Source organism: Streptomyces sp. CA-288835, from assembly GCF_050936385.1.
GTDB lineage: Bacteria > Actinomycetota > Actinomycetes > Streptomycetales > Streptomycetaceae > Streptomyces.
Genome location: NZ_JBNJMW010000001.1, coordinates 2,030,124 through 2,055,708 on the forward strand (window position 1 = coordinate 2,030,124; position 25,585 = coordinate 2,055,708).

A 25,585-nucleotide genomic window follows, 5' to 3' on the forward strand; every position below is an offset into this window, starting at 1 on the left:
CTTCAGAGGTTGGTGAGGTCCGCCGGGATGCGCGCCTCGCACCCGTCCCGGAGGACCGTGGCCTCGATCAGGCCGTACGGGCGGTCGGCGGCGACGTACACCTCGTTGTCGTTCTTGAGCCCGAACGGTGCCAAGTCGACGAGGAAGTGGTGCTTGTTCGGGAGCGAGAAGCGGACCTCGTCGATCTCCTCGCGGTGGTCAATGATGCGCGCGCCCATGGCGTACAGCGTCTGCTGGAGCGACAGCGAGTACGTCTCCGCGAAGGCGGCGAGCATGTGCTTCTTCACCTGCGCATACGACGCCTCCCAGTCGGGCATCGTCTGCTCGTCGTCGGTCCAGTTGAAGCGCCAGCGGCCGGAGACCTCGGTGGCCAGGATGCGGTCGTACGCCTCGGGGAGGGTCGTGTACTTGTCCTTGACGTAGCCCCAGAACTCGGAGTTGGTCGAGTTCATGACGGTGAGGTCCTTGAGGCCGGAGACGACCTCCCACGACGAGCCGTCGTATGTGATCTGGGTGAGCCGGGTCTCCTGGCCCTTGCGGACGAAGGAGTGCTCGCCCTCGCCGGAGTGCCCGATGCGCTCCCAGGCGTACTCCTCGATCCGGATGCGGGCCCGGTGAATCGGCTCCTGACTCGTCACGAAGTGGCGGGCGAGGTGGATGCCGAACTGTTCGGCGGACTCGATGCCCTTCTCCTTGGCGAAGGCGTACACCGTGTTCTTGGTGGTGTCCGTCGGCAGGACGTTCGCGTTCGAGCCGGAGAGGTGGACCTCGTCCATGTCGCCGCTCAGCGACACGGACACGTTGAGGTCCTTGATGTGGTGGGTGGCGCCATCGCGCGTGATCTTGACGACTCGGTTCTCGGCCTTGCCGTACTGGTTCTGTCCAAGGATGGGCATCGTGTACTAGCTCCCTCGGTATACGGAGTAGCCGAACGGGTTGAGCAGCAGCGGTACGTGGTAGTGCTCGCCGGGCGTCACAGCGAACGTGACCGTGACCTCCGGGAAGAACGCGGCCTCGTCGCGGTGCGCGGCCAGGTACGCCTCGGTCTCGAATCGGAGCCGTACGTGGGTGGTTCCCTCCGGCAGCGCCGGGAGGTCCTTGCAGCGGCCGTCGCCGTCCGTGGCGGAGGTGCCGAGCGCCGTCCACTCTGCCTCGGTGCCGGCTCCGCGTGCCGACAGCGCGACGGGCACGCTCTCGGCGGGGCGGCCGATGCTCGTGTCCAGGATGTGGGTGGACACCGATGCGGTACTCATCAGTGGTCGTCCTGTTCTTCTACGCCTTCTGCTTCTTCTGCTTCTTCTACGAGTCGGGCGAGCCGGATGCGGTTGATCTTGCCCAGCTCGGTGCGGACGATCTCACGCTCCTGCTCCGGCGAGTTGCCGATCCGTACCTTCACCGCGTCCCGCATCTGCTCGCCGGTCAGGCCGGTGGCGCAGATCAGGAAGACGTGGCCGAACTTCTCCTGGTACGCCAGGTTGAGTTCGAGCATCTCGGCCTTCAGCTCCTCGGAGGCGCCGGCCATACCGCGCTGCTCCCGGGACGAGGTCGGGTCGCCGGGCTTGGGGCGGCCGATGGGCGGGTGCCCGGCCATGGCCTCCGCCAGGTCGGCTTCGGTCAGTTCCGCCATGGCGGCGTCACTGGCGGCGAGGAGATCGTCGGCCGTGGCGTAGGGACGCCCTGCGAGCAGCCTGCGCCCCCACTCCGCCGAGGCACAGGCCTCGTGGAGCGCCGCGGCGGCCGCGTGTTCCTCCAGGGCGTTGAACCGGGCGAGGCCCGGCGTCGAAGAAGGCGAAGAACTCGAAGTCACGGGGACCAGCTAACGCCCTGCGGCCACACGACGTCAACAGTTTGTTGAAAGAGCCGGAGGGGCGGCCTCTGCTCAGGCCTCTTTCTCACGGTTCAGGTAGTTGTAAACCGTGAACCGGCTGACGCCGAGGGCGCTCGCGACGGTTTCCACTCCGTGCCGTACGGAGAACGCTCCGCGCGCCTCGAGGCTCCGTACGATCTCCTGCTTGGCCTTGCGGTCGAGCTCGGCGAGCGGCTTGCCGTGCTTGCGTTCCAGGGCGGCGAGGATGTGGTCCAGGGAGTCGGCGAGCTGGGGCAGGCGTACGGCGACGACGTCGGTGCCCTCCCAGGTGAGTACGACATCGTCCTCGCCGGCCTGGTCGGGCGGCAGCATCTCGCCGCCCATGGCGTCGACGAGCGGCTTGACGGCCGTGATGAAGGGCTGGTCGCCGATGCCGGTCACGTCCCCGGTGCCGGTCACGCCTCGTCCTCCGCGATCACGTTGAACTGGAGCGAGATCCGGGTGGCCCCGGAGTCCAGGGTCTTGCGCAGCAGGGCGTCCACGGCGGTGAGTACTGCGTCGGCGCTGCCCTCCGCGGTGTTGCCGAACGGGCCGACGTCCACCGCGTCCAGCTCCGCCGCCTCGATGACCTCGCGCGCGACCAGCGCGTGCGGCGGCGCCTCGTCGAGGTCGAAGGGCTCGGTCGTGAACTCCACTCTCAATCGCACGCGCTCAACCTAACGCGCCCCGAGCGGCCACGGGGAGCCGCGATCGGATCGGGCTCCGCCCGCTGCCGGGTCACGGGGGAGGGCAGGCCTCGCCCCGGCCCTGATAGGTCCTGTAGAGCGGCGACTTGTCCTGCCGCTCCTTCGGGAAGGTCACCACGGGTACCGGTTTGCACACAGGCCAGCGTCCGACCACCGCCTCGTTTCTGGCGCCCTTGTCCAGCCCGATGTTCTCGTCGACGAAGGTGAAGACGCCGCTCGCGCCCGGTACGCAGCCGACGCAGCGTTCGGAGGGGCTGCCGCGGCGCAATGCGTCGTAGACGTCGTCGTGGTCCACGGGGTTGTCCTGGCCGCCCTGGGCCGCGGCCACAGCGGTGCCCACGGCGGTGAGGGCGTCGTGGTACATCACGGCGTAGCCGTCGTTGAGTGCGGCGGTCTCCTCCCCGCTGAAGTACTGGCCGTAGGAGGCGGCGAAGTCCCCGAAGAGCCTGGGAACCTCCTCGTCACCGCCGCTGCCCGCAACCCAGCGGGGGGCGTCCACGGCGGCCGCGGTGACGATCTCGATGTGGTTCCGCTCGGCGATCTGGCGCATCCGGGAGCTCTCGGTGACCGGGTCGCGGCCTGTGCTGACGCGCAGGATGCGCAGCGGCTCGGCGTCCGTGCCCCAGCCGCAGGGGCTCCTGTAGTCCAGGGTCTCCAAGAAGGGCCGCAGGTCCGCGTCGCGGCCGGCCAGGAAGACCGTTTTGACCCCGGCCGCGCACATCGCGTCCACCGCCTGCCGGAAGTCCTGCGCATCGCCCCGGTCCGAGCCCTTGCTGCCCCGGTACACCGCGATCCGCCGCCCCACCGCGTCGTCCGTCCTGATGCCGTACTCCTCGCCGAACTCCTCGAGGAAGACCTTGCGGAGGTTTTCGACGTAGTTGTCGTCCTGCTCGTCGGCGATCAGGAAGGTGTCCTTGCGGTTCACCTCGTTCTCGATCACATAGCGCTTGAGGGCGTCGACGAGCTGGTCGGTGGAGGGCGAGACCTTGAAAAGGTAGGAGTGCTCCATCTCGCGGGAGCTGAGCACCGCACTGACGGCCGGGATCCGTACCTCTTTCTGTCCGAGTCCCTTCTGTACGGATTCGAGCGTGGCCGTGTCGCTGTTGGGAAAGCCGATGGCGGCGACGAGGGGGGCCTTGCCCGTGCGGCGGGCGGCCAGTTCACCGGTCACGGTCTTCCACTGGGTCAGGTCCTCGCCGACGTTGGCGAACAGGAGCTGGACGGCGGTGCCGTCGGTGGCGGCCCCGTGGTTGTGGCCGTACTGGGCGACGTAGGCACCCTGGAGGGCGTGCCGGATCAGCTCCTTCGACATGGCCGCACCGGGCGTCGTCGAGGTGTACGGCATCATCACGGCGACGCTCACCACGGGCTTGCCCGATTTCCGTGCCGCCTTGTTCTCGCCCTCGATCCGGCCCATGACGTCGGCGAGGTCCGGGTCGAAGGCGTACGCCTCTGCCGTGACGCCGATGCACTCCTCGCCCGCGGCGGTGTCCACACGCCGCAGCTCCTGGTTCTCGGTGCAGTAGTCGCGGCTGTCCCGGTACGCGTCCAGCCCCCACCAGGCGCCCGCTCCCACCAGCGCGGAGACCACCACCCACAGGGCCACCACATCGATCAGGCCGAGCACCCGGAAGCGCAGCCGGCTCGGCAGCCAGACCCAGTTGCGGCGGTCCGTACGGCTGCTCATCGCGCCCCTCCCGTTCGCGGCTGGTCGCCCTGCCAGTGGCGTTCGAGGGGCCAGTCCTCGCCGTCCTTCACGGCGCGCGGCCAGCGGATGGCGGCCTGGGCCAGGACCGCGCGGCCGGTCAGATGCTGGGCGGAGAGGAAGGACAGGTCCTGGCCGATCCGGTCGACCAACGTCCGGTCCGCCTCGGCCAGTTCATCGGCCGCGTACCACAGGGCGTGCAGGAGCCGGTTGACGGCCTGCTTCTCCAGGCCCACTCCCGGGTCCGCCTGGAGTTGCAGCCGGTCGCGGCGCCCCTTTCCGACTTCCTGGCACTGCTCGAACCAGACGTCTCCGGGCGGGCGGGGCGCATGGGCCACGGTGCGCAGGATGTGCAGCCAGTCGACCGCGTCGCCGTCGTCCCGCATGAACTCCGCGTGCAGCCAGTCGACGACTTCCTGTGCCTCTCCCCCGGCGAGCCGGTGCCACAGAAAGCGGGACCGCTCAGCCCGTTCCGCCTGCCCCGAGCGGCCTTCGGCCCGCTGCCGGTGGTGCTCGGCGAGCAGGGCGTGCGCGCTGAACCAGTCCACGCCGCTGCCGCCGCGCCCGCTGCGCATCTGATGGACGAGCAGGGCGCGCAGAAACCGGTCCGTGATGAACGGCCGGCTGCCGGGTCCCCGGGACCAGCGTTCCCGCTCCAGCTGGGCGGCGGCGCCGTCGGCCGCGGGCAGTCCGTCGATCCGGCGCGGTACCCACCGCTCGGCCAGCTGCTCGGCCGCCTCCCGGTCCCAGGCCAGGGAGAACAGGCACAGCTCGTCGTGGTTCTCGCTGCCGACCAGGGTGTTGAGCAGCCGCCAGATGACGGATTCGCCGACGCCGTCGGGATGCGTCAGATCGAGGAGTTCCTCGGCCGTCACCCAGCCCTCGGTGCGCGCCTTGCGCACCACGGCGTCGCACAGCCGGCGGGCGCCCATGGGGTGGCCGCCGGTCAGATCGTGCACGGCGGTGGCGATGTACGGGTCGAAGGAGGCCTCCTCGTCGCGCCTGAGCATCCGCTCCACGTGCTCCGTGTCGAGCGGGGGCAGCGGCAGGACCAGTACGCCCGCCGAGGGGGCCGAACTACCGCGTGCCCAGCGGGAGTTGGTGCCGACCTCGTGCAGGGAGCGGTACGTGGCCTCCGGGTAGGGGTCGTTCTCCTCGTCGGGGGCGACGTCTCGGGTGGCCGGGTTGTCATCGCCGCGCAGCTCGGTGGCGATCACGACGAGCTGGTCGCGGGCGTCACGGCTGAGCCGCGCCCGTTGTTCCAGGAGCAGTTCGAGGAAGTCGCGGCCGATGTCGGTGTGCACGTTGTCGAGGAGGAGCAGCGGACGCGGGGCGCGGTTCGCCCGCCGGAAAGGCCCGTACCGCACATCCGCGAGGAACGCCGCCATCAGCATCCGCTCTACGCCACGCCGGAAGCCGCGGCCCTGGTGGAACTCCCGGCAGAGCCGGGCCACCGCCCCCGGGCGCTCCGCGGCCGGCACCGGCCGGGGCCGCGCGTCCGCGCCCGGCGGCAGTCCGCGCAGCCGGTTGTCGGCCTCGATGCGGTAGCTCTCGTACCAGCCGACGAGGTGGCGGGAGGCGAGCCGGCGCGAGCGCCAGCGGTACTGCCTGCCCATATACGTACGCACCGCCGCCTCCGGAAACGCCGCGGGGTCGGGAGTGACACCGTCCGGCGGAACGGGCAGCGCCGGGCGGAAGAGCGAGTCCCAGGTCGGGGGCGGGCCGTCGCCCGACGCGGGCCCCATCAGGGCGGCCGCGTGCCGGTCGGCCACCCGCAGTTCGTCGTCGTTGCCGGGGCGCCGGGCGGACACCACGGCGAGCAGTCCCGCAGTGGTACGGGGGAAGCGGAGCCGCCCGAACCCGGCGACGGGGCGGGAGAGTTGGGTGACCAGCTCGACCAGGACTTCCACGGCGTGGGAGTTGTTGGAGATCTCCGGGCCTACCCTGACGCGCTCCTCCAGGGCCGCGCAGTTGATCCGCGCGAACGGCACGCGCGGGCCCGGCCAGGGCCCGGCATCGGGCGCGTACGCCTGCTTGAGGTCGTCGAGCAGGGCGCTCTTGCCGGTGCCGTGCCGGCCGCTGAGCAGCACCACCGGCAGATCGTCGGCGAACTCGTGGCGTGGCAGGCGGCGGTGACGGTCGCGTTCGAGGCCGACCAGGCGCGGCACCAGTTGCCGCAGCAGGGGCTGTCGTGCGTACGCCTCCGGAATCTGGCCCTGCGGCACGAGGGCAGGGCCCGAGGGATCGCTCATCCCAGCCTCAGCATCGACTGGATGATCTCCGAAACCATGCCGGACGCCATGTCCCTGCCCACCGACCTGGACCCGGCCTGGGCCAGTTCACCGCTGTGCTGCAGGAAGCGTTGCAACATACCCAGGTCGGGCTCGGCGCCGCGCCGGGAGGCGTCGGTGAGGGCCTCGGCGAGTTCGCGCACCTGTTGCAGTTCGGTGTCGCTCTCCGAGAGGTCGGGGCGGGAGGCCTGCACCAGTTGGGCCAGCTGCTCGAAGGACAGGAACACTCCGGCGCCCTGTTCGGTGACGCCGACGCGCAGGGGTGTCGGCAGGCTCAGGTGGTCCTTGGCGTACTCCAGGTCCTCGAAGGTGAGCTGCCGGCCGCAGTAGAAGGCCTCCCTCGTCCAGAGGAAGGCCTCGGCGTTCGATTCGCCGCTCTGGTGTTGTCCGACGCGGTCCCACCAGGCGAAGAGGGCCGCCTTGGCGTATCGGCGGCGGGTGTCGCGGTCGGCGTAGGCCTCGTCCCAGGCCTGCACCTCCGCGAGGCCGGCGGCGGTCGGGCTGACCAGAGGGGGCACGGCGCCGGAGTCGTTGTGCACGGTGATCCAGCCGAGGGCGGCGAGGCGTTCCACGATGCGCTCGACCAGTTCCAGGCTGCATCGCTCGTGGTGTGCGTACGTGTCGCTGGCCACCCGTGTGCCGGCGACGCCGTCGCTCTTTTCGGCCAGCCAGCGGAGAAATCGTGCGGATGCGGCTCCTGTCTCGTCGTACACGGGGGAGAGACCATCCGTAGGCACCGCCCGGGATCCGATCACTCGTCCGCCCCCCAACTCCCGTGACCAGCCATGGCCGTTCGTCTTCCCCGAAGTGCTCAGTCACACACGTGGCACTTTGGGTTCTTTGAGATCAACCACGAACCCGGCCATCCGGCCGCCTCAGGCACCACGTCTCCCCCCTCCACAACCCCGACTACCGGGCGGTAATGTCGCCACCCGCCGGACGGAACGAGCACGAGACCGGCAGGTGAGCGCGAAGGGGCCCCTCATGGCGACGGACATGCCCGCAGAGACCATGCCTGCGGACGTCATGCCTGCATCAGCTGTGCCTGAATCGGCTGTGCCCGCATCAGCGGTGCCTGCAGATGCGGGCACCGCTGATGCCATGCCTGCGGATGCCATGCCTGCGGATGCCATGCCTGCGGATGCCATGCCTGCGGATGCCATGCCTGCGCAGGCAACGGGCGCGGATGAGCGGTGGCAGCGTATGTGGAGTCACCGGGAGCATCTGCTCAAGGTGGCGCGGCGCAGGTCGATGAGCCTGGAGGACGCGGAGGACGCCGTACACGAGGCGATGCTGCGGGCGGCGGAACGTCCCGACCTGGACGACGAGCGGCTCGCGGCCTGGTTGACGACGGTGACGATGCGGCTGTGTGTGGACCGGTACCGGCAGGTGAACCGCGAGGCCGAGGTCCGTACGAGTCCGACGCTGATCGCACCCGGGCCTGTGCCCGTCGAGGAGGCGGTGTGCGACCGGGCCGAGGCCGTGTGGCTGGCCGTACGCAGCGGGGAGTTGCCCGCGCGCCAGGCGGAGGCGTTGCGGCTGAAGTCCGAGGACCTGGACGTTTCGCAGGTCGCCGTGCGCATGGGCCTCAGCTATCGGACCGTCGAGTCGCTGCTGGCGCGGGCGCGGCGGACGTTGCGTAACTCGCTGGCCGCGACGCTTGGGTTTGTGCTGTTTCTGGTGGGGCGGGGGCAGCCGCGTGGGGGCGGGCGGACGCAGGCGGTTGCGGCCGCGTCGACGGCGGCTGCCACGTTGGCGGTGGCGGGGTTTGTGTTGCCGTATGTGTACGACGGGGGTGGGGGCGGGTCTGCTCCGCGGCCGGGGGTGTCGGGGCCGGCCGAGGAGGTCCGGCCCGGCGGGCCCGGCCGGTCGCCTGCCGCCGCACCCGACGGGCGGTCGGCGGTCCCGGGCGCGGCGGCGTCGCCCGAGCCGGGGGCGTCGCCTTCGGCCGACGACCGGCCGCTCATCCCCGTGTCGGTGCCGCCGCTGCCGGAGGTCTCGCTGCCGGAGCTGCCGGCGCCGGATGTTCCGCCGGTGCCGGGGGTACCGGACGTGTCCGGGCTTCCGGACGTGTCCGGCACGCCGGAGCTGCCGGGCACATCCGGTGACGCGGGCCGGCCGGGCAAGTTCTCCGGGACCAGGGTCCCGGACGCCGCCGACGTACCGGCGGCCACGCCGCCGATCGACGCTCCGGCAGCGAGCCCGCTCCCCTAGGCGAAGAACGGTTCGAGGGCAGCTGCGGGTCCGTCGTGGCTGGTCGCGCCCCGCGGCGGAGCCGCAAATAGACACAGCCCCGCGCCCCTATAGGGCGCGATCCCGCACCCGACTTCGGCAGGTTCGCGGCGTCCTGCGAACCCGCCCGAAGCTGCGGGTCCGTCGTGGCTGGTCGCGCAGTTCCCCGCGCCCCTAAGGGGCGCGAACCCGCACCCGAGTTCGGCCAGTTCGCCCAGCTAGGCCTGGCCGCACGGCCCATCTGCTCGCGCGCCCTCCTCGCCCCTGAAGGAGGCCGCAGGCCTTCCTTCAGGGGCGCGGGGAACTGCGCGACCAGCCACAGCGAACCCGCAGCTCAAACCGCCCACCCCCCAGCGAAGCGAACTCCCTCAAAAAAATCCGCCCCCGTCGCGACGGACCCCCCGCCCCTCCCCGTAGAGCAGATGTCGGAGCTGCTCCACGGCTGAGCGAAGGGCGGGACGGATGGGTGTCGAGATCTGTGTGGAGGGGCTGACCAAGTCCTTCGGGCAGCAGGTCATCTGGCAGGACGTGTCGTTGACGCTGCCTGCCGGGGAGGTCTCCGTCATGCTCGGGCCCTCGGGTACGGGCAAGTCGGTGTTCCTCAAGACGCTCGTGGGGCTGCTCAAGCCGGAGCGGGGGTCCATCACGATCCAGGGCCGGGACCTCACCAAGCTCCGTGAGCACGAGCTTTACGAGGTGCGGAAGCTGTTCGGCGTGCTGTTTCAGGACGGCGCGCTGTTCGGGTCGATGAACCTGTACGACAACATCGCGTTTCCGCTGCGCGAGCACACCCGTAAGCCGGAGAGCGAGATCCGGCGGATCGTGCTCGAGAAGATGGACATGGTCGGGCTCATCGGCGCCGAGGGCAAGCTGCCCGGCGAGATATCCGGCGGCATGCGCAAGCGGGCGGGGCTCGCCCGCGCCCTGGTCCTCGACCCCGAGATCATCCTCTTCGACGAGCCCGACTCCGGCCTCGACCCCGTCCGCGTCGCCTACCTCAACCAGCTCATCGTCGACCTCAACGCCCAGATCGACGCGACCTTCCTGATCGTCACGCACGACATCGCCTCGGCCCGCCAAGTCCCGGACAACATCGGGCTGTTGTTCCGCCGCGAGCTGGTCATGTTCGGGCCCCGCGAGAAGCTGCTGACCAGCGACGAGCCCGTCGTACGGCAGTTCCTGAACGGCCGGATGCAGGGGCCGATCGGCATGGCGGAGGAGAAGGACGCCGCCCAGGTCGAGCAGGAGCTCGCCCAACTCCGAAAGGGCGCAGACCCGGACGGCACAGGCGAGCCCACCAAGACACCCGGCAGTCAGGTCATGACTCCCCGCCTGCTGCCGGGCCCAGGCATCACCCGCCCACCCCGCTGGGAGGCGATCGCGAGACGCGAGACCGAGTTGCACGGCAACCACGGGCACCGGAGCCGGGAGGTGGCCGGCGCATGAGTCTGTCGCCGACCGGAGCGCTCAGACAGTCCGGGAATCTGTTCGCGATGGCCCTGGATGTCTTCCGGACCATGCCCCGACGTCCGTTCCAGGCAAGGGAGTTCATCCAGCAGGCCTGGTTCGTCGCGAGCGTGACCATCCTGCCCACGGCCCTCGTCTCGATCCCCTTCGGTGCGGTCATCGCGCTGCAGATCGGCAGCCTTACGCGGCAGTTGGGCGCCCAGTCGTTCTCCGGTGCCGCCTCGGTGCTCGCCGTACTGCGCGAGGCCTCGCCGATCGTCACGGCGCTGCTGATCGCGGGTGCGGGCGGTACGGCGATCTGTGCGGACCTCGGGGCGCGCAAGATCCGGGATGAGATCGACGCGATGCAGGTGCTCGGCATCGACCCGATCCACCGCCTCGTCGTCCCCCGCGTACTGGCCTCGATGCTGGTGGCCGTGCTGCTCAACGGCCTGGTCTCGGTCGTGGGCGTCGCGGGCGGCTACTTCTTCAACGTCATCCTCCAGAACGGCACCCCTGGCGCGTATCTCGCCTCCTTCACCACCCTCGCCCAGCTCTCCGACCTCTGGGCGGCCGAGATCAAGGCCCTCGTCTTCGGAGCGATCGCCGGGATCGTCGCCTCGTACAAGGGACTGACCGCGAAGGGCGGTCCGAAGGGCGTGGGCGACGCGGTGAACCAGTCGGTGGTGATCACCTTCATGTTGCTGTTCGTGACGAACTTCGTGATGACCGCCGTGTACTTCCAAGTCGTTCCGCAGAGGGGCTAGTCGATGCGACTTCTCGACCGCCCGCTTCGGTCACTCGAAGAGCTGGGCAGCCAACTCGTCTTCTACGGGCGCTCGTTGGCGTGGACAGGGCGCACTCTGCGCCGCTACAAGAAGGAGATCCTGCGGCTGCTCGCCGAGGTGAGCTTCGGCCGTGGCGCGCTCGCCGTGGTCGGCGGCACGGTCGGGGTCATCGCCTTCCTGTCGTTCTTCACCGGCACGGAGGTCGGCCTCCAGGGGTACGCCGCGCTCAACCAGCTCGGCACGTCCAACTTCGTGGCGTTCCTGTCGGCGTACTTCAATACCCGGGAGATCGCCCCGCTGGTGGCCGGGCTCGCGCTGTCCGCGACCGTCGGAGCCGGGTTCACCGCCCAGCTCGGCGCGATGCGGATCAGCGAGGAGACCGACGCGCTCGAGGTCATGGGCGTTCCGTCGTTGCCGTTCCTGGTGACGACGCGGATGATCGCCGGGTTCGTGGCCGTGATCCCGCTGTACGTGGTCGGGCTGCTGTCCTCGTACTTCGCCGCCCGCACCATCACCACCGGCTACTACGGGCAGTCGGCGGGCACGTACGACCACTACTTCCAGCAGTATCTGCCGCCGGTCGACGTGTTCTGGTCGTTCGGCAAGGTGATCGTCTTCGCCGTCCTGATCATCCTGGTGCACTGCTACTACGGCTACTACGCGAGCGGCGGACCGGCGGGCGTCGGCGTCGCGGTGGGCCGCGCCGTGCGGACGTCGATCGTCGCCATCAACGTCCTGGACTTCTTCCTGAGCCTCGCCATCTGGGGCGCCAACACGACCGTACGGATCGCGGGGTGAGCGCCATGAGAGTCAGGAAAGTCATGAGACTGCGGTTGTACGGCCTTGTCTTCATCGCCGTGCTCGCGCTGCTGCTGTCGCTCGCCGTGGCCGTCTACCAGCAGGCGTTCACCCCCGTCGTGCGCATCACGCTGGAGGCCGACAGCCTCGGCAACCAGCTCGATCCGCTCGCCGACGTCAAGCTGCGCGGGCTGCTGGTGGGCGAGGTGCGCACGGTGCGGGCCGACGGCAAGAAGGCCACGCTCGACATCGCGCTCAAGCCGGAGCATGTCGCGCACATCCCCGCCGACGTGCACGCGCGGCTGCTGCCCAAGACGCTGTTCGGCGAGAAGTACGTCGACCTGGTGGCGCCCCGGGACACGAACGCCCGGGCCATCCGCGCCGGGGACGTCATCACCCAGGACCGTACGAAGGTCGGTATCGAGTTGCAGCAACTGCTGAACGATCTGCTGCCGTTGCTGCGGACCGTGCAGCCCGGCAAGCTCAACGCCACGCTCGCGGCGTTCTCCACCGCGCTGGAGGGGCGCGGCGACCGGATCGGGGACAACCTCGTCCGCGTCGAGGACTATCTGCGCCAACTCAACCCGCACATGCCGTCGTTGAGGGAGGACATCGCCCGGTTCGCCGATGTAGCCGAGGTGTACGGCGACGCCGCGCCCGACCTGATGAAGATCCTGCGCAACACCGTCACCACCAGCCGCACCCTCGTCGAGAAGCGGGACCAACTGGCCGCCGCCCTCACCGCGACCACCGGCGTCGCGGGCACCGCGGACGAGTTCCTCGACGAGAACGGCGACCGGCTGATCACCCTCGGCCGGGTCTCCCGCCCCACGCTGGACCTCTTCGCCCGCTACTCGCCCGAGTACCCGTGCCTTCTCGAGGGCCTAGTCCGGCAGGAGGAGGCCTCGGAGGAGGCGTTCCGCGGCGGCAAGATGCGTATCACCCTCGAAGTCGTCCAGCAGCGGCCCGCGTACGAACCGGGTGAGGAGCCTCGCTACGGCGAGCGGTCCGGGCCCAACTGCCGAGGCCTGCCCCACCCGCAGGTGCCCGCACCGCACACGAAGCTCAACGACGGTACGAAATCGGGGAGTTCGGGCAACGGCCTGCCCGGCGGAATCGACGTGTCCGCCACCGAGGCCGAACAGCGCGCCGTCGGCTCCCTCGTGGCGCCCGCCATGGGCGTACCCGTCGACGAGGTGCCGCCGGTCGCGACCCTGCTGTTCGGCCCGATGGCCCGCGGAACGGCGGTGAGCGTCGCATGAGGACAGGTCGTACGAAGGCGACAGGCGCCCGGCAGGCCGCCGCACCGCTCGTCAAGTTCAGCCTCTTCGCTGTGGTGACGATCCTGGCGACAGCTCTGCTCGCCGCCACGATCGTCAACATCTCCTTCACTCCAGAGCACACGTACCGCGCGGTGTTCAGCGATGTCACGGGCCTGGAAGAGGGCGACGACATACGGGTGGCCGGGGTACGGGTCGGCGAGGTCGACGGCATCCGCATCAAGGACCGTACGCGGGCGGAGGTCAGCTTCACGGTCACCGCGGACCGTCCGCTGCTGCGCAGCACCGGCGCGGTCGTCCGCTACCGGAACCTGGTCGGACAGCGATACATCGCGCTGACCGAGGGAACGGGCGACGGAACCCGGCTGCGGCCCGGCGGCACGATTCCGCTGTCGCGGACCCAACCCGCCCTGGACCTCAACGCGCTGCTGAACGGCTTCAAGCCGCTGTTCGCCGCGCTCAGCCCCAAGGACGTCAACCAGCTCGCCACCGAGATCATCAAGACGCTCCAGGGCGAGGGCGGCACCGTCAACAGCCTGCTTGCGCACACGGCTTCGCTCACGACCACCCTCGCGAACCGCGACCAGCTGATCGGTTCCGTGATCGACAACCTCAACACCGTGCTGAAGACGCTCGACCGGCGCGGCGCCCGCTTCTCCGGACTGCTCAAGCAGTTGCGGCGGGTGATCTCCGGACTGTCCGCCGACCGCAAGCCCATCGGCGACTCGCTGGTGAGCATCGGCGACCTGGCCGCAGCCACCTCGGGACTGCTCGAGGACGCGCGGCCACCCCTGAAGGACGACATCAGCGAGCTGACCGATCTCACCGGAACGCTGAACAAGAACGAGAAGACCGTGGAGGGCGTCCTGCAGCGGCTGCCGAACAAGCTCAACGAGCTGACGGGGACGGCGTCCTACGGCTCGTGGTTCAACTTCTACCTCTGTGACTTCGACGGCCGGATCGTGCTGCCGAAAACGAAGCAGGTGCTCACGCCGGAGATGCACGTGGCGAGGGCGAGGTGTGGCGGATGAGCCGCAAGAACCGTCCCCGCAAGCAGCGTCCGGAGCCCTTGGTGAAGGTCCGCATCGATCCGCCGAAGCTCCCGAGGTTTCTGCGGCCGAGGCTGCCGAGACTGCCGAGACCGCCGCGGATCCTGCCGGTGAGGCGGCCACGGATACGAATACGGCTCCGGCCCCGCCTGATCCCCTTCCGGGACCGCAACCCCGTCGTCATCGGCGCCGCCGGCCTCACCGCCCTCGCGCTGCTGACCTTCGCCGCGTTCAACGCCGACAGCCTCCCGCTGATCGGCGGCGGCCGGACGTACAGCGCGGCCTTCTCGGAAGCGGGCGGGCTCAAGCCGGGCGACGAGGTGCGGATCGCCGGGGTCAAGGTCGGCAAGGTCGAGGAGGTCGACCTGGACGGCGACCACGTCAAGGTCACCTTCAAGGTCAAGGGCGAGCCTGCCTTCGGCACGGCGACCGGTGCGTCGATCCGCGTGAAGACCATCCTCGGCGCGAAATATCTCGCGCTGCATCCGAAGGGGCCGGGTCAGCTGAAGGCCGGCGACGAGATCCCGCTCCGGCGCACGGTCGCCGCGTACGACGTCGTACAGGCCTTCAGCGATCTGACCACCACGACCGAGGAGGTCGACACGGAGCGGCTCGCGCAGGCGCTGGACACCATCTCCACCACCTTCGAGGACTCGCCCGCCGAGGTACGGGCGTCAATCAAGGGGCTGTCGCGGATCTCGAAGACGGTGGCCTCGCGCGACAAGGCGCTGCGCGAACTCCTCGATCACGCGAACGGTGTCACCGGGGTGCTGGCCGACCGTTCCGAGGACTTCTCCGCGCTGGTCAAGGACGGCGACAAGCTGTTCAAGGAGATCAACAAGCGGCGTACGGCGATCCACAACCTCCTCAAGAGCTCCGCCGCACTCGGCATCCAGCTCTCCGGCCTCGTCGAGGACAACCAGAAGGAGATCGGGCCCGCTCTCAAGGGCCTCAACACCTTCGTGAAGATGCTCGAACGCAACCAGTCGAGCCTCGACCGCAGCGTCAAACTGCTCGCGCCGTACGTGCGGGTCTTCACCAACACCCTCGGCAACGGCCGCTGGTTCGACAGCTACATCCAGAACATGGTCGCCGCTCCGGTGGTCCCTCGGACGGGGGGCTCGCGATGAAGTCGTCACTGGGGAGTTCACCCATAGCTCGCCGCCTGGCTCTGGTCACCGCACTGGCTGTGGTCGCCACACTCGCCGTCGTCCTGTGGCCGCGCTCCGAACCCGTACGCGTCACCGCGTACTTCCCGCGCACCGTCGGCATCTACCCCGGCTCGGACGTCCGCGTCCTCGGTGTCCGGATCGGCGAGGTCAAGAAGATCACGCCGGAGGGCAAGCGGGTGCGGGTCGAGTTCGAGTACGAGGAGGGGCGCAAGGTGCCGGCCGACGCGAAGGCGGCGATCATCAACTCCTCGGTGGTCAGCGACCGTTACGTACAACTGCTGCCGGTGTACCGGAAGGGCCCGGTGCTGCGGGACGGCGACGTGATCCCCGAGGCGCGTACGGCCGTACCGGTCGAACTGGACCGGATCTTCGACAGTCTGCACACCACGTCGGAGGCGCTCGGCCCGAAGGGCGCGAACAAGGACGGCGCGCTGTCACGGCTGCTGGGGGTGAGCGCGGACAACCTCGACGGGCAGGGCGAGAACCTGAACCAGACGGTCGAGGACCTGTCGCAGGCGGTCACGACCCTGTCCGACGGACGAGGGGACCTGTTCGGGACCGTACGCAACTTGCAGGTCTTCACGGCCGCGCTGGCGGCCGACGACAAGAGCGTACGGTCCTTCAACACCAGCCTCGCCAAGGTGGCCAAGCAGCTCGCCGGGGAGCGCAAGGACCTCGCCGCCGCACTGAAGCATCTCGGGACGGCCCTCGGTGACATCTCCGACTTCGTGAAGAAGAACAAGAAATCGCTGCGCTCGAACGTGGAGGGCCTCAGCAAGGTCACCAAGGTCCTCGTCACCCAACGGGCCGCGCTGGAGGAGCTGTTGGAGGTCACGCCGACCGGACTGTCCAACCTCCAGAACGCCTACAACCCGTCCGCCGGCACCCTCGACACCCGCAACAACCCGGACCACCCGCAGGACCCGGCCGCGTTGCTGTGCTCCCTGCTGAAGACGACCGGGGACGCGGGCGGCAAGAACCCGGACTGCCGGGATCTGGAGAAGCTCTTCAAATCCCTGCCCGAGGTGCCGAGCGCCCCGGCGGTGCCGAGCACGGGCACGGTCGACCGGACGCTCGGCGGAATTCTGGGGGCCGACGCATGAGCAAGCTGCGTAGGAGCGAGCTGCGGGTGCGCGGGCCGCGCATGAGCATGCGGCGCAAGGGCGGGGCGGTCGTCTGGGCGGCGGTCGGTTCGGTGCTGTTGTCGGGCTGCGAGATCAACGGCTGGTACGACGTCCAGCTGCCCGGCGGCGCCGCCGCGGACGGGCACGCCTATCACGTCACGGTCGAGTTCAGGGACGTACTGGATCTGGTGCCGCAGTCGGCGGTCAAGGTCAACAACGTCACCGTGGGCGCGGTCGAGAAGGTGGAGCTGGCCGGCTGGCACGCGCGGGTACGGCTGCGGGTCGCCGACTCGGTGAAGTTGCCCGGCAACGCGGTCGCCGAGCTGCGGCAGACCAGCATGCTCGGCGAGAAGTACGTGGCGCTGTCCGCCCCGCCGGACGCGGACCCTGTGGGCCGGCTCAGCGACGGCGACCGCATCCCGCTGTCCCGCAGCGGCCGCAACCCGGAGATCGAGGAGGTGCTGTCCGCCCTGTCCGCGCTCCTCAACGGCGGCGGAGTGGCCCAGCTCAAGACGATCACCGTGGAGCTGAACAAGGCCCTGGCGGGCCGGGAGAACCGGGTCAAGTCCCTGCTCAAGGAGCTCAACACGTTCATCGGCGGCCTGGACAAGCAGCGCAAGGACATCGTGCGCGCGCTCGAGGGCATCGACCGGCTGGCGAAACGGCTCGGGAAGGAGAAGAAGACCATCGCCCGGGCAGTCGACACCATGCCGCCCGCGCTGAAGGTCCTCGCCGACCAGCGACGCGACCTGACGAAGATGCTCACCGCGCTCTCGAAGCTCGGCAAGACCGGCACCAAGGTCATCAACGCCTCGCGGGACGACACGGTCGCCAACCTGAAGCAGCTCAGGCCCATCCTGCAACAGCTCAACAAGGCGGGCGACGATCTGCCCAACTCCCTTGAGCTGCTGACCACTTACCCGTTCCCGCGCAACGCGGTGGACGCCGTCAAGGGCGACTACGTCAACCTCAAGATCACCGCCGATCTCGATCTGACGGGCATCTACGGCAACCTCACCGACAAGCCTGGAGAGGGTGACGGGAAGGACGAGGGCCAGGACGGCGGACCCGATGTGCCGGATCTGCCTGAACTCCCGGACGTACCGGACGTGCCGGACCTACCGGATGTGCCGACGCCCACGGGGTTGCCGGGCACGCCGAACCTGCCGGACTCGCGCGACGAGCCCTCGGCACCCTCGGGCGGCGGCCCGCTCTGCCCTCCGGTGTGCACCAGCAGCTACGCCGCCCACGGGACCTCGGCTTCAGGCGGACTCCCGTCAGGGATCGACCTCGCGCTCGCAGAGCTCATGCTGAAGGGGATACAGCCGTGATCACACGTACGGTCAAGGCCCAGCTGCTCGCCTTCGCCACCGTCACCGCCGTCGGGGTGTCGTACGTCGGCGCCCAGTACACGGGCCTGGTGGACGAACTCCTCGACCGCGGCTACACCGTGCGGGCCGACTTCGCCGAGTCAGGGGGCATCTTCCCCGGTGCCGAGGTGACGTACCGCGGGGTGCCGGTGGGCCGGGTCGGCGCGCTGCGGCTCACCGGCTCCGAGGGCGTCTCGGTGTCGCTCGACATCGAGGGCGACGGGCCGCGCATCCCGGCGGACACCCTGGCTGTGGTGGCGAACCGTTCGGCGGTGGGCGAGCAGTACGTGGATCTGCAGCCGCGTACCTCCGGCGGCCCGTATCTGCTCGAGGGCAGCTCGATCCCGCGCGAGAGCACCCGGGTACCGCTGCCCACCACGGACATGGTCCTCAGTCTGGACCGGCTGGTCACCTCGGTCGGCAAGGGCGATCTGCGGGTCACCGTCGACGAGTTGGGCAAGGCCTTCGCCGGCACCGGACCGTCGCTGAGCCGCCTTGTGGACTCGGGCAACGCGCTCGTGGAGTCGGCGTCCGACTCGCTCCCGCAGACGATCTCCTTGATCGAGGACTCACGGAAGGTCCTCAAGACGCAGGCCGACCAGGGCTCGTCCATCAAGTCGTTCTCCCGCGATCTGGCGGCGCTCACCGCGGAGCTGAAGTCCAGCGACGGCGACCTGCGCAAGCTGATCGGCAACTCGGCACCGGCCGCGCAGGAGGTCAACTCGCTGCTCAGGTCCACCGGTCCGGATCTACGGGTCCTGCTGGCCAACCTGATCAGCGGCGGCCAGGTCACGGTGGCCCGGCTGCCCGGCGTGGAGCAGGCCCTGGTCACGTTCCCGGTGGTGGTCGAGGGCAGTTACACCGTCATCCCGGGCGACGGCACCACCCACTTCGGCCTGGTCCTCAACGCCGACGACCCGCCCGCGTGCACCGAGGGCTACGGGACGGGGCGGCGCGATCCCGCGGACACGAGCACGCGCCCGGCGAACACCGAGGCGCGCTGCACGGCTCCGCGGGGTGGGGACACGTCGGTGCGGGGGGCGCAGAACGCGCCCGGGGCGTCGTCCCGTGCCGGTGGCGGCGACCAGGTCGCGTACGTCGCGCCTTACGACCCGGAGACCGGGACGGCGACCGGGCCGGACGGAACGCCTGTCGAGATCGGCTCGACGGGCGGGCAACAGACCGTGTTTGGAAAGGAGTCGTGGCAATGGCTGCTAGTGGGACCGATGGCGTGACCGGAAGGCTCCAAGCGCTGAGGGTCTGGGCGTTGGCTGGTGTGCAAGCCGCGCCCAGTAAGGGGCGCGGGGCAGTGGCATATACGGCTCCGCCGCGTGCGCTCGACCAGCCACAGACGACCGGCAGTGGTCGTACCGCCCTTCCCCCGGAGCGCCCGCGCAGGGCCCTGTCGGTGGGACTCGCGGTGGCGACAGCCGTGACCACGGCGCTCACCATCTGGCTGTGCTTCCAACTGCTCGAACGGCACGAGGCGGACCAGCGGCGCCAGGACATCCTCGCGGCGGCCCGCCAGTCGGCACTGAACTTCACCTCGCTCGACTACCGGCACTACGACCGCGACAGCGGCAACGTGCTGAAGGGCGCCACGGGCGACTTCAAGGAGCAATTCGCCGCGCAGACCGAGGAGTTGACCGCGCTTGTCGCCGAGAACAAGTCGGTGTCCGAGGGCCGGGTCCTCGACGCGGGCATCGTCCGCTCCGACGAGCGCTCGGCCCGGGTCCTGGTGGTCGCCGACAGCAAGGTGACCAACACGGCCGTGCCCGACGGGGAGGCGCGAACGTACCGGCTGCAACTCGACCTCGTCCTGAAGGACGGCCGCTGGCTGACATCCGACGTGGAGTTCGTCGGCTGACCGGGCTCCCGCCCCGCCGAACAACCAGTGCCGTACGACCACTTCCGGCGCCGTACGCCCCGTCCAATGCCGTACGCCCAGTAAGGAGCAAGACCGTGGCGAACCCGACCTCCCGAACGCGCGGCACCGGCTCGCCCGCCCGCCGCACCCTGACAGCGGCGGCCCGCGCGGCGGCCAAGCGCACCGCGTCCAAGCGCGCGGAAGGCGTCACCGTCGCCGCCGGGGGCCCGACCCCGGAGGAAACCGCCGCCAAGAAGACACCACGGCGCCCGGAGGGACAGGAGTCCGGTCCCACCCTGGTCATCGAGGCCCCGGACGGCTGGGACGACCCACCGGAGCCGTCACTGGACTCCTTCGATGAGGAGGAGCCGGAGGGCAAGGACAAGAAGGACGGGAACGGAGACGGGAGGGAGACCGGCTCAGACGCCGGTGCTAGCTCCGGTTCCGGTGCGCAGCGATCCCGCGGAAGGCTGCTCACCGCGATCCTGACCGCCCTCCTCATCGCGGGTCTGATCGCAGTCGCCGTACTCGGATGGCAGTACCGTGAGGGGCAGCGGGCCGAGCAGGCACGGGGGCAGGCGCTCACGGCCGCCCGGAAGGCAGCGCCCGTCGTGCTGTCGTACGACTACCGGCACCTGGACCGTGACTTCACCGCGGCGCGCGCCCGCCTCACCGGGAAATTCCGCGACGAGTACGGGAAGACCACGAAGACGGTCGTCGGCCCGACGGCCAAGAAGTACGAGGGCGTGGTGAAGGCCACCGTCGTGGAACCGGCAGGCGGCGGCACTCCCGCGGCCTCGGTCGTCTCGGCCTCACCCGACAAGGCGGTCGTGCTGCTCTTCGTCAACCAGGTGACCCGAAGCACCCAGGTCTCGGGCCCGCGAGTGGACCTGAACCGGGTGCGAATGACACTGGACCGTACCTCCGACGGCTGGAAGGTAAGCGCAGTCGACGCCCTCTGAGCCGACTCACTGGACCCACTCACCGAGCCCACTCACTGCCCATGCCCTCCGCGCAGATCGCGCGGAGGGCGTTTCTCTGCTACGGCTCTTGACAGGTTTCCTCAGCCCCAGGCAGCCTTTTCGCTAAACAGAATCAATCTTCCACAATACGGAACGAACGACTCGCGAGAGAGGGCGCCGACCCCGATGGGATATGCGGAGCAGCGCTTCAACGTCAACCTGTCGATCCTCTTCACGGAACTCCCGCTCGTGGAGCGCCCCGCTGCCGCCGCCGGAGCCGGTTTCACCGCGGTCGAGCTGTGGTGGCCGTGGGTCGACTCCCCCACCCCCGAGCGGTCCGAACTCAACGCCCTGAAGCAGGCGATCGAGGACGCGGGCGTCCAGTTGACCGGGCTGAACTTCTACGCCGGGCAACTGCCGGGCCCGGACCGGGGCGCGCTGTCGATTCCGGGCGAGGAGTCGGAGAAGTTCCGCGCGAACGTCGATGTGGCGGCGGACTTCGCCCAGTCCCTAGGCTGCAAGGCGCTCAACGCCCTGTATGGCAACCGCGTCGAGAACGTGGACCCGGCCGAGCAGGACGCGCTCGCACTGCAGAACCTCTCGCTCGCGGCCCGCGCCGCCGACCGCATAGGCGCGACCCTGCTGATCGAGGCGTTGAACCGGCGCGAGTCACCGCTCTACCCGCTGCTGAGCGCCCCCGCAGCCATCGCCATCGTCGACAAGGTGAACGAGGCGACGGGCCTGGACAACGCCCGCTTCCTCATGGACCTCTACCACCTGTCGATGAACGGCGAGGACCTGCCATCGCTGATCAAGCAGTACGCCGCACAGACCGGCCACGTCCAGATCGCCGACAACCCCGGCCGCGGCGCCCCCGGCACGGGCACGCTGCCGCTCGAGGACCTGCTGGACCAACTGAACAAGGCGGGTTACGAGGGCTGGGTGGGCCTGGAGTACAAGCCGGGCGCCCGCCCCAGCGCCGAGGCCTTCGACTGGCTGCCACGCGAGGCCCGCGCCGCCCGCTGAACGCCAACCCACGGACGTAACACAGCAGTTGGAGAGGCACGAGAGGCCCCCTTATGACCAACAAACTTCCCAAAGTCGCCTGGATAGGCCTGGGCATCCTGGGCTCCCCCATGTCCGAGAACCTGATCAAGGCGGGTTACGACGTCACCGGCTACACCCGTAGGCAGCAGAAGCTCGACCGCCTGACCGCCGCCGGAGGCACGGCGGCCGCTTCCATCGCCGAAGCCGTACGGGCCGCCGACGTCGTGATCACGATGGTGCCCGCGTCGCCCGAGGTCGAGGCCATCGCATACGGCCCTGACGGCATCCTGGAGAACGCCCGGCCCGGCGCCCTCCTGATCGACATGTCATCCATCACCCCGCAGACCTCGGTCGACCTGGCCAAGTCCGCAGCGACAAAGGGCATCCGCGTCCTGGACGCCCCGGTCTCCGGCGGCGAGGCGGGCGCAGTCGAGGCCGTACTGTCCATCATGGTCGGCGGCGAGCAGCCGGACTTCGACGAGGCGAAGCCGCTCTTCGAGGCTCTGGGCAAGACGATCGTCCTCTGCGGCCCCCACGGCTCCGGCCAAACGGTAAAGGCCGCGAACCAGCTGATCGTCGCCATCAACATCCAGGCCTGCGCCGAAGCCGTGGTCTTCCTGGAAAAGTCGGGCGTAGACCTGACGGCAGCCCTCGAAGTCCTGAACGGCGGCCTAGCCGGCTCCACAGTCCTGACCCGCAAAAAGAACAACTTCCTGAACCGCGACTTCACCCCGGGCTTCCGCATAGACCTCCACCACAAAGACATGGGCATCGTCACCGACGCCGCCCGAAACGTCGGCGCACCCCTCCCCGTAGGCGCCGTAGTCGCCCAACTCATCGCCTCCCTACGCACACAGGGCGACGGCGGCCTGGACCACTCGGCCCTGCTGCGCGTGGTCGAGCGCCTCTCCGGCACGCAGGTCTGACGCCCCGATCGCGAGGAAGATCCCCGCCGGTAGAGTCGGCTTGAGACGGTGTCACCTGGGGGGGACAGATGACGGCAGCGGATGCAGTGCCCATAGTTTTCGTTCACGGGACGCGTTTCAGCGCGGGGCAGTGGAGCATGCAGCTTGCCGCACTTCGGGACGAATTCCCGGTAGCGGCCGTCGATTTGCCCGGTCATGGGGAGCGCTCGGCTCAGCCCTGGAGCCTGAGCACGGCGACGAAGATCATCGCTTCCGCGGTGGACTCGCTCGATCACGGCCCGGCTCTGGTCGTCGGGCACTCGCTCGGCGGATACGCCTCGCTGGAGTTCGCGCGGCGCTGTCCGGATCAACTGCGCGGGCTGATCCTCGCGGGCGCCAGTGCCTCCACCCGCGGCCTCTGGGCAACGCCCTATCAATGGGTCGCCAAGCTGGTCCCTCGTATGCCGGCGGATCGCCTGGCCCGATGGAACGACCGGTTGCTGCGGCGGCTCTACCCACCGGAAGTGGTCGAGGCGACCATCCGTTCCGGCTACGCCTTCCATACCCTGCCGGCAGCCTGGGACGAAGTACTCGGACGCTTCGACGCGGATGCGATGCGTGAAGTAAAGGCTCCGGTCCTCATCCTGAACGGCGAGAAGGACGCCGTCTTCCGGGCCGGCGAGGCGGACTTCGCCCGCGCCCATCCCCACGCTCGCGTCGAATTGATCCCGCGGGCACGACACCTCGCGAACTTCGACGCCCCAGATGTCTTCACCGATGCCGTCCGCCGCTTCGCCCGCGAGCTCCCTGCCGTCGGCTGAGCAGCTTCGCGCGGCCATGATCCGCCGCCGACGACTCGCCACCAGTGTCCGAGGCGGGGCACCATCGCGTCCCGCCCGTACTCCACGGGACGTACGCCCCCTACGGAATCCTCAAATGAACCTCTGAACCCCGTCCCGGGGGCTTCAACTCACCCCGCCTGCGGGCACATCCTCAGCACATGGGGCCCGCCGGCACGGGGGCGGCGGGCCTCATACAGGGCATGCGGTTATACCGGGCGCGCGGGGGCTCACGTCTTGAGCGTCCTGATCGACGTAGGCGCATGCCATGCCTCCGTAGCGACCTCCTCGAACTCCACCACCGCGCTGATGTCGTTCGTCGTGGACATCGCGATGTTGGTGACGCGTTCAAGGATCGCCTCGACCACGACCGGGACGCGGTGCTCCGCGGCGAGCTTCAGGGCGTGTTCGAAGGTGGCGGCCAGTTCGCCGGGGTCTGTGACGCGGAGGGCCTTGCAGCCGAGGCCTTCGGCGACCTTGATGTGGTCTACGCCGTAGGCGCCCAGCTCTGGGGAGTTGAGGTTCTCGAATTCGAGGTTGACCTGGAAGTCGATGTCGAACGCGCGCTGGGCCTGGCGGATCAGGCCGAGGTAGGCGTTGTTCACCAGGACGTGCACGTACGGGATGCGGTGCTGGGCGCCGACGGCCAGTTCCTCGATCAGGAACTGGAAGTCGTAGTCGCCGGAGAGTGCCACCACGGACGCCTCCGGATCGGCCTTCGCCACGCCCAGGGCGGCCGGGATCGTCCAGCCCAGCGGGCCCGCCTGGCCGCAGTTGATCCAGTGGCGCGGTCGGTGGACGTGCAGCAGCTGGGCGCCTGCGATCTGCGAGAGGCCGATCGTGGACACGTACCGGGTCTCGGGTCCGAAGACCTTGTTCATCTCCTCGTACACGCGCTGTGGCTTGATCGGGATGTCGTCGAAGTGCGTACGTCGCTGGAGTCGAGCCTTCTTCTCCTGCGCCGCCCGGACCCACGCGGACCGGTCCGGCAGGGCGCCCGCCGCCTTCAACTCCCGTGCCGCCTCTACGAAGAGCTCAAGCGCCGCCTTCGCGTCGGACGCGATCCCGAAGTCCGGCGCGAAGATCCGCCCGAGCTGCGTCGGCTCGATGTCGACGTGCACGAACGTCCGGCCGGCCGTGTAGACGTCCAGCCTGCCGGTGTGCCGGTTGGCCCAGCGGTTGCCAATGCCGAGGACGAAGTCGGATTCCAGGAAGGTCGCGTTGCCGTAGCGGTGCGAGGTCTGGAGGCCGACCATGCCGGCGTTCAGCTCGTGGTCGTCGGGGAGGGCGCCCCAGCCCATGAGCGTGGGGATGACAGGGATTCCCGTCAACTCGGCGAATTGCAGGAGGAGTTCGCAGGCGTCGGCGTTGATGACTCCGCCTCCCGCGACGATCAGCGGGCGCTCGGACGCGTTCAGCATCCCTAGTGCCTTCTCGATCTGCGGGCGGCTCGCGGACGGTTTGTAGATGGGCAGCGGCTCGTACGTGTCCGGGTCGAACTCGATCTCGGTGAGCTGGACGTCGACGGGCAGGTCGATGAGTACGGGCCCGGGGCGCCCTGAACGCATGAGGTGGAAGGCCTGCTGGAAGACGCCCGGCACCTGCGCCGCCTCCAGGACGGTGACCGCCATCTTCGTGACTGGCCCCGCGATGGAGGCGATGTCGACGGCCTGGAAGTCCTCCTTGTGGATCACGGCAGTTGGGGCCTGGCCGGTGATGCAGAGGATGGGGATCGAGTCGCCGGTCGCGGAGTACAGGCCGGTGATCATGTCGGTGCCGGCGGGGCCGGAAGTGCCGATACAGACGCCGATGTTGCCGGGGCGGGTACGGGTGTAGCCCTCGGCCATGTGCGAGGCGCCCTCGACATGGCGGGCGAGGGTGTGGCCGATGCCGCCGGAGGCCTTGAGGGCGGCGTAGAAGGGGTTGATCGCCGCACCCGGAACACCGAACGCGTCGGTGACGCCCTCCAGTTTGAGGATCTCAACTGCCGCGCGGGCAGCGGTCATTCGAGCCATGGAGTACCTCTGATTCGGCCGTGGGTCCGGGCTCCCGGCGCGCCCCGCGGAGAGCTTCTGTGCCATCCACCGGAATCTTCGATTGATTCCGCTATACGGAAAGTAATTTCTACTATCTGGAAGCAATGTAGGTGGGGTCCCA

At 69.4% G+C, this 25,585-nt stretch carries 23 protein-coding genes and 1 pseudogene; 15 read left to right on the forward strand and 9 right to left on the reverse strand.

Translation table 11 applies throughout. The features are described 5' to 3' along the window. Positions 1-2 precede the first annotated feature (2 nt). The 8 genes and pseudogenes from pucL to ACQEVY_RS09255 all read right to left on the reverse strand — a co-directional run bounded on the left by pucL (position 3) and on the right by ACQEVY_RS09255 (position 7,286). Complete coding sequence (pucL, locus tag ACQEVY_RS09220; RefSeq protein WP_432946698.1) at positions 3-896, reverse strand: factor-independent urate hydroxylase; 894 nt, start codon at positions 894-896, stop codon at positions 3-5. A 6-nt stretch (positions 897-902) separates the two neighbouring features. Beyond that, positions 903-1,286 (reverse strand): annotated as a pseudogene (uraH, locus tag ACQEVY_RS09225) (hydroxyisourate hydrolase); the annotation flags it as partial. Continuing rightward, positions 1,253-1,807 (reverse strand): 2-oxo-4-hydroxy-4-carboxy-5-ureidoimidazoline decarboxylase, encoded by a 555-nt coding sequence (gene uraD / locus ACQEVY_RS09230; protein ID WP_432946700.1) that lies wholly within the window; start codon positions 1,805-1,807, stop codon positions 1,253-1,255. The pseudogene uraH and the gene uraD, both read right to left, overlap by 34 nt. A gap of 72 nt (positions 1,808-1,879) precedes the next feature. After that, a complete protein-coding gene (locus ACQEVY_RS09235) occupies positions 1,880-2,248 on the reverse strand; it encodes a helix-turn-helix domain-containing protein (RefSeq protein WP_432955131.1) in 369 nt (122 codons plus the stop codon). Positions 2,249-2,262: 14 nt separating this feature from the next. After that, entirely contained in the window at positions 2,263-2,514 is a 252-nt protein-coding gene (locus ACQEVY_RS09240) for a hypothetical protein (protein WP_165345694.1), read from the reverse strand. Positions 2,515-2,584: 70 nt separating this feature from the next. After that, a complete protein-coding gene (locus tag ACQEVY_RS09245; RefSeq protein WP_432946702.1) occupies positions 2,585-4,240 on the reverse strand; it encodes a hypothetical protein in 1,656 nt (551 codons plus the stop codon). Continuing rightward, complete coding sequence (locus ACQEVY_RS09250; protein WP_432946704.1) at positions 4,237-6,510, reverse strand: hypothetical protein; 2,274 nt, start codon at positions 6,508-6,510, stop codon at positions 4,237-4,239. The genes ACQEVY_RS09245 and ACQEVY_RS09250 overlap by 4 nt, the downstream gene beginning before the upstream one ends. Continuing rightward, the gene (locus tag ACQEVY_RS09255; protein ID WP_432946706.1) at positions 6,507-7,286 is read right to left on the reverse strand and encodes a hypothetical protein; all 780 of its coding nucleotides are present in this window, start codon (positions 7,284-7,286) and stop codon (positions 6,507-6,509) included. The genes ACQEVY_RS09250 and ACQEVY_RS09255 overlap by 4 nt, the downstream gene beginning before the upstream one ends. 424 nt (positions 7,287-7,710) lie before the next feature. On the opposite strand from ACQEVY_RS09255, the gene ACQEVY_RS09260 reads away from it, so the two are divergent. The 15 genes from ACQEVY_RS09260 to ACQEVY_RS09330 all read left to right on the forward strand — a co-directional run bounded on the left by ACQEVY_RS09260 (position 7,711) and on the right by ACQEVY_RS09330 (position 23,410). After that, the gene (locus ACQEVY_RS09260) at positions 7,711-8,763 is read left to right on the forward strand and encodes a sigma-70 family RNA polymerase sigma factor (protein ID WP_432946708.1); all 1,053 of its coding nucleotides are present in this window, start codon (positions 7,711-7,713) and stop codon (positions 8,761-8,763) included. 480 nt (positions 8,764-9,243) lie between these two features. Continuing rightward, positions 9,244-10,227: an ABC transporter ATP-binding protein gene (locus tag ACQEVY_RS09265; protein ID WP_432946710.1), complete on the forward strand. Its 984-nt coding sequence runs from the start codon at positions 9,244-9,246 to the stop codon at positions 10,225-10,227. After that, positions 10,224-10,994 (forward strand): MlaE family ABC transporter permease, encoded by a 771-nt coding sequence (locus ACQEVY_RS09270; RefSeq protein WP_328767738.1) that lies wholly within the window; start codon positions 10,224-10,226, stop codon positions 10,992-10,994. The genes ACQEVY_RS09265 and ACQEVY_RS09270 overlap by 4 nt, the downstream gene beginning before the upstream one ends. A 3-nt stretch (positions 10,995-10,997) precedes the next feature. Next, positions 10,998-11,813: an MlaE family ABC transporter permease gene (locus ACQEVY_RS09275; RefSeq protein ID WP_328767739.1), complete on the forward strand. Its 816-nt coding sequence runs from the start codon at positions 10,998-11,000 to the stop codon at positions 11,811-11,813. A gap of 23 nt (positions 11,814-11,836) precedes the next feature. Beyond that, on the forward strand, positions 11,837-13,075 hold the full coding sequence (locus tag ACQEVY_RS09280) for an MCE family protein (RefSeq protein ID WP_432946713.1): 1,239 nt from the start codon (positions 11,837-11,839) through the stop codon (positions 13,073-13,075). After that, complete coding sequence (locus tag ACQEVY_RS09285) at positions 13,072-14,124, forward strand: MCE family protein (protein WP_432946715.1); 1,053 nt, start codon at positions 13,072-13,074, stop codon at positions 14,122-14,124. Before ACQEVY_RS09280 ends, ACQEVY_RS09285 begins: the two co-directional genes overlap by 4 nt. 167 nt (positions 14,125-14,291) lie before the next feature. Further along, entirely contained in the window at positions 14,292-15,272 is a 981-nt protein-coding gene (locus ACQEVY_RS09290) for an MCE family protein (RefSeq protein WP_432955133.1), read from the forward strand. Continuing rightward, positions 15,269-16,417, forward strand: coding sequence for an MCE family protein (locus ACQEVY_RS09295; protein ID WP_432946716.1), 1,149 nt, complete (start codon positions 15,269-15,271; stop codon positions 16,415-16,417). The genes ACQEVY_RS09290 and ACQEVY_RS09295 overlap by 4 nt, the downstream gene beginning before the upstream one ends. Positions 16,418-16,458: 41 nt before the next feature. Next, positions 16,459-17,769, forward strand: a complete 1,311-nt coding sequence (locus tag ACQEVY_RS09300; RefSeq protein WP_432955134.1) for an MCE family protein — start codon at positions 16,459-16,461, stop codon at positions 17,767-17,769. Further along, entirely contained in the window at positions 17,766-19,043 is a 1,278-nt protein-coding gene (locus tag ACQEVY_RS09305; RefSeq protein ID WP_432946718.1) for an MCE family protein, read from the forward strand. The genes ACQEVY_RS09300 and ACQEVY_RS09305 overlap by 4 nt, the downstream gene beginning before the upstream one ends. 167 nt (positions 19,044-19,210) lie before the next feature. Further along, the gene (locus ACQEVY_RS09310; protein ID WP_432955136.1) at positions 19,211-19,675 is read left to right on the forward strand and encodes a hypothetical protein; all 465 of its coding nucleotides are present in this window, start codon (positions 19,211-19,213) and stop codon (positions 19,673-19,675) included. A 95-nt stretch (positions 19,676-19,770) separates the two neighbouring features. Continuing rightward, positions 19,771-20,637 (forward strand): hypothetical protein, encoded by an 867-nt coding sequence (locus ACQEVY_RS09315; protein WP_432946720.1) that lies wholly within the window; start codon positions 19,771-19,773, stop codon positions 20,635-20,637. A gap of 186 nt (positions 20,638-20,823) precedes the next feature. Next, the gene (locus tag ACQEVY_RS09320; protein ID WP_432946722.1) at positions 20,824-21,663 is read left to right on the forward strand and encodes a TIM barrel protein; all 840 of its coding nucleotides are present in this window, start codon (positions 20,824-20,826) and stop codon (positions 21,661-21,663) included. 53 nt (positions 21,664-21,716) lie between these two features. Continuing rightward, positions 21,717-22,610: a 2-hydroxy-3-oxopropionate reductase gene (locus ACQEVY_RS09325; RefSeq protein WP_432946724.1), complete on the forward strand. Its 894-nt coding sequence runs from the start codon at positions 21,717-21,719 to the stop codon at positions 22,608-22,610. Between the two features lie 68 nt (positions 22,611-22,678). Next, positions 22,679-23,410, forward strand: a complete 732-nt coding sequence (locus ACQEVY_RS09330) for an alpha/beta fold hydrolase (RefSeq protein WP_432946726.1) — start codon at positions 22,679-22,681, stop codon at positions 23,408-23,410. 248 nt (positions 23,411-23,658) lie between these two features. Here the strand turns inward: ACQEVY_RS09330 and gcl are convergent, their stop codons facing one another. Further along, the gene (gene gcl, locus ACQEVY_RS09335; RefSeq protein ID WP_432946728.1) at positions 23,659-25,443 is read right to left on the reverse strand and encodes a glyoxylate carboligase; all 1,785 of its coding nucleotides are present in this window, start codon (positions 25,441-25,443) and stop codon (positions 23,659-23,661) included. Positions 25,444-25,585: the final 142 nt, after the last annotated feature.

Coding starts and splice junctions, on each gene's coding strand:
- ACQEVY_RS09245 (WP_432946702.1), bottom strand. CDS start 4,240: ATGAGCAGCCGTACGGACCGCCGCAACTGGGTCTGGCTGCCGAGCCGG.
- ACQEVY_RS09280 (WP_432946713.1), top strand. CDS start 11,837: ATGAGACTGCGGTTGTACGGCCTTGTCTTCATCGCCGTGCTCGCGCTG.
- ACQEVY_RS09270 (WP_328767738.1), top strand. CDS start 10,224: ATGAGTCTGTCGCCGACCGGAGCGCTCAGACAGTCCGGGAATCTGTTC.
- ACQEVY_RS09275 (WP_328767739.1), top strand. CDS start 10,998: ATGCGACTTCTCGACCGCCCGCTTCGGTCACTCGAAGAGCTGGGCAGC.
- pucL (WP_432946698.1), bottom strand. CDS start 896: ATGCCCATCCTTGGACAGAACCAGTACGGCAAGGCCGAGAACCGAGTC.
- ACQEVY_RS09260 (WP_432946708.1), top strand. CDS start 7,711: ATGCCTGCGCAGGCAACGGGCGCGGATGAGCGGTGGCAGCGTATGTGG.
- ACQEVY_RS09325 (WP_432946724.1), top strand. CDS start 21,717: ATGACCAACAAACTTCCCAAAGTCGCCTGGATAGGCCTGGGCATCCTG.
- ACQEVY_RS09320 (WP_432946722.1), top strand. CDS start 20,824: ATGGGATATGCGGAGCAGCGCTTCAACGTCAACCTGTCGATCCTCTTC.
- ACQEVY_RS09300 (WP_432955134.1), top strand. CDS start 16,459: ATGAGCATGCGGCGCAAGGGCGGGGCGGTCGTCTGGGCGGCGGTCGGT.
- ACQEVY_RS09285 (WP_432946715.1), top strand. CDS start 13,072: ATGAGGACAGGTCGTACGAAGGCGACAGGCGCCCGGCAGGCCGCCGCA.
- ACQEVY_RS09265 (WP_432946710.1), top strand. CDS start 9,244: ATGGGTGTCGAGATCTGTGTGGAGGGGCTGACCAAGTCCTTCGGGCAG.
- ACQEVY_RS09330 (WP_432946726.1), top strand. CDS start 22,679: ATGACGGCAGCGGATGCAGTGCCCATAGTTTTCGTTCACGGGACGCGT.
- ACQEVY_RS09250 (WP_432946704.1), bottom strand. CDS start 6,510: ATGAGCGATCCCTCGGGCCCTGCCCTCGTGCCGCAGGGCCAGATTCCG.
- gcl (WP_432946728.1), bottom strand. CDS start 25,443: ATGGCTCGAATGACCGCTGCCCGCGCGGCAGTTGAGATCCTCAAACTG.
- ACQEVY_RS09295 (WP_432946716.1), top strand. CDS start 15,269: ATGAAGTCGTCACTGGGGAGTTCACCCATAGCTCGCCGCCTGGCTCTG.